The sequence below is a fragment of the Mesorhizobium sp. M7A.F.Ca.CA.001.08.2.1 genome, assembly GCF_003998455.1.
GTDB classification, from domain to species: Bacteria; Pseudomonadota; Alphaproteobacteria; order Rhizobiales; family Rhizobiaceae; genus Mesorhizobium; species Mesorhizobium ciceri.
Map to the genome: position 1 here is coordinate 1 of NZ_RZPW01001241.1, position 992 is coordinate 992.

Consider the following 992-nt stretch of genomic DNA (forward strand, 5'->3'; position numbering starts at 1 on the left):
GCCGAAGATGGCGGCCAGTTCGCGTCCGCCGAGCACGGCAGCGATAGCAAGCGGATCGGCGAGGGCTGCGGCGTGGCGCTTCAGGCCGGCTTCGATGGCGACCACCTTGCGCTTCAAGCCGGCGTCGTCGACGCCGGTGCCGCGTCCGGTCCATTTTTCCGCACCGCCACCGAACAGGGCTGCTGAAACGGCCGCTGCCGGCGTCGTGTTGCCGATACCCATTTCGCCGAAGCAGATAAGGTCCAGATCCTTCGTCACCGCATCATAGCCGGCCGAGACCGCCGCCAGAAAGGCCGCTTCGTCCATTGCCGGACCTTGGGTGAAGTCGCCGGTCGGATGGTCGAGATCGAGCGGGATGACGTCGAGTTCGGCGCCGGCCATGCGGGCAAGCTGGTTGATGGCGGCACCGCCGCCAGCGAAATTCGCCACCATCTGCACGGTGACTTCCGAGGGATAGGCCGACACACCTTGCGCGGTGACGCCGTGGTTGCCGGCGAAGACGAAAACCTTGACGCGGTCGAGTTTCGGCATGTCGCGGCCCTGCCAGCGCGCCAGCCACGCGGCGATGGTCTCGAGCCGGCCGAGGCTGCCTTGCGGCTTGGTCAGCGTGTCCTGGCGGCGTGCGACCGCATTGGCCGCGGCATCGCTGCCAGACGGCAGGTCGAGGCAGGCGGCGCGCAATTCACGTAGGGATTTGAAGGGCATGGGGGCAAAGTCTCCGAAAAGGAATCAGGCCATGGGGATCAGGCCAAAGGGATCAGGAAAGCGCTACGGAAGCGACGAGCAGCACCGCGATCTCGCTTGCCTGCTGCAAGGCGCCGATCGTGTCGCCGGTCTGGCCCTCGATCTGGTTGAAGCAAAGGGCGCGGAACGCGGCAAACAGCAGGCCAAGCAGGATCAGCGCGAAGACGGCGCCGCCCAGCCCGAGCAAGAGAAGCGGGATCGCGCCGAGCAAGGCGCCGGCCATGGCGGTTTCCTGCGAGACGGTGCCG

Annotated in this window: 2 protein-coding genes; both read right to left on the reverse strand. The window is 66.9% G+C overall.

Annotation, left to right across the window (positions count from 1 at the left end):
* On the reverse strand, nucleotides 1-705 hold a 705-nt coding region (locus tag EN914_RS36510), incomplete at its 3' end, for a nicotinate-nucleotide--dimethylbenzimidazole phosphoribosyltransferase (RefSeq protein WP_127389742.1).
* Between the two features lie 52 nt (nucleotides 706-757).
* On the reverse strand, nucleotides 758-992 hold a 235-nt coding region (locus EN914_RS36515; RefSeq protein ID WP_206527337.1), incomplete at its 5' end, for an adenosylcobinamide-GDP ribazoletransferase.